General features: G+C 60.5%; 2 protein-coding genes. Both read right to left on the bottom strand.

All coding sequences use genetic code 11. From position 1 onward, the window contains the following. Nucleotides 1-91: 91 nt before the first annotated feature. Nucleotides 92-586 (bottom strand): SprT family zinc-dependent metalloprotease, encoded by a 495-nt coding sequence (locus ACE04F_RS22215; protein WP_486109946.1) that lies wholly within the window; start codon nucleotides 584-586, stop codon nucleotides 92-94. A gap of 161 nt (nucleotides 587-747) precedes the next feature. Continuing rightward, nucleotides 748-1350 carry a Yip1 family protein gene (locus tag ACE04F_RS22210; RefSeq protein WP_305499396.1) on the bottom strand — a complete coding sequence of 201 codons (603 nt, stop codon included), beginning with the start codon at nucleotides 1348-1350 and terminating at the stop codon, nucleotides 748-750. Nucleotides 1351-1591: the final 241 nt, after the last annotated feature.

Raw genomic sequence — 1591 nt, 5'->3', positions numbered from 1 at the left:
CGCTCCCACACTGGATCTGCGGCGTTCACAAAATCCCCTGTGGGAGCGAGCTTGCTCGCGATGGGGCCGGCCAAGACACCACTAATCCAGGCTACTCGACCCGCGTCTCCCCGCTGAACACCAACGTACTGCGACAACTGCGGCACAAGTACCGCCGCCCTTGGCGCACCAGGCTATGGCGCTGTGCGGTGAACGGAAAGTCGCTGCCATCGCACGGGCACTTATAGATGTAGCGGGTGGCGGTGCGGCGTTTTATCTCGTAGGTGTGGCAACGGTTGGGCGGCAGTTCGTAGACCCCGCGCATAATCAGTTGCCATTCCTCGCCATGGGCCTGGATGCGGTCGCCAAACAACTGATGGGCGATCAGGTGCGCGACTTCGTGGGCAACGGTCTGCTTGAGGAAGTCGTCGGCGTTTTCCCGGTACAGCTGGGGATTGAAACGCAGCAGGTTTTCATGAAGGTGCGCGACACCGGCCTTCTGGCCGCGCAACTTGAGGCTGACCAGCGGGCGTTTGAAAGGACGTTTGAAAAAGGCTTCAGCTTGTTGGTAACACTCTTCGACGCGGGTATTGAGTTGCTCGAGCATGCTTTACGGGTCTCCAGAAAGCCGAGTATGCCGCAAGCGCTGGCCGTTGCGAATCGCCCAGTTGCCCAGCGGTCGTTTCGCCGGCCCCAGGCACAGGAAGGCCGCCTTGCGGCGGCCTGTGTTGGCAGATGTCTTTTTTCTCGGAGGGTTTGTGCAAGCCTTCAGTTGGTATAGACCGGACCCACGCCCAATCCCCAGACAATGACCGTGAACGCCATGATGGCAACCAGCACGACCAGGCCGACGGCCAGCACCGAGCTGGAAAAGAGGAAGCCTTCGTCCTGCGGGATGTTCATGAACGTCGGCAAACCCACGTACAGCAGGTAGACCGTGTAGCAGATCGCCGCGGTGCCGACGATCATCCCCAGCCACATGTGCGGGTAGAGCGCCGCCAACCCGCCGATGAACAACGGCGTCGCGGTGTAGGTAGCGAACGCGACACAACGGGCCAGGCTCGGGTTGGCGTCATAGGTGCGGGCCATCCAGTGGATGAACGCGCCCATCACCGCCACGCCGCCCAACATCGCGAGGTACGACATGATGGTCATCCACAGCGCGCTTTCCAGGGTGAGCATGACCGGTGGACGATTGCCGATGACCCATCCCACCTGCGTGGTGCCGATGAACGCCGACACCGCCGGGATAGCCGCGAGGATCAGCGTGTGGGTGAGGTACATGTGGCTGATGCTTTCCTCCTGATCGCCACGGATTTCCTTCCATTCTTGATCAGGGTGGGTAAAGAGCCCCACGACATGATGGATCATAGTCAGTCACTCCTTTGTTATTGCCATCGCCCCCCAACGGAGCGCCTACGGGCCAAAGGGCCGGGTAAGTAAAGGTCTGTAAGTGTGTGCGACCTTATGCCGCAGTATAGAAAGGAGTGACCGCCAAGGGGATGGGCGGCTTAGAGCAAATCGCGCTGTAACGAAGCGGCTTAATCGCGACCTGATCTGTGCGCTGTACGCTATGCCAGGCAAATTCCCCCGTGGTGGGGGGGGTTGCTCC

The sequence above is a fragment of the Pseudomonas sp. AGC41 genome (assembly GCF_057334555.1).
Note: the sequence above shows the minus strand (reverse complement) of the source record. Positions and strands in the feature narration are given on the sequence as shown.

Excerpts from the sequence above, each read along its gene's own strand:
- ACE04F_RS22215 (WP_486109946.1), bottom strand. The coding sequence starts at position 586 with ATGCTCGAGCAACTCAATACCCGCGTCGAAGAGTGTTACCAACAAGCT.
- ACE04F_RS22210 (WP_305499396.1), bottom strand. The coding sequence starts at position 1,350 with ATGATCCATCATGTCGTGGGGCTCTTTACCCACCCTGATCAAGAATGG.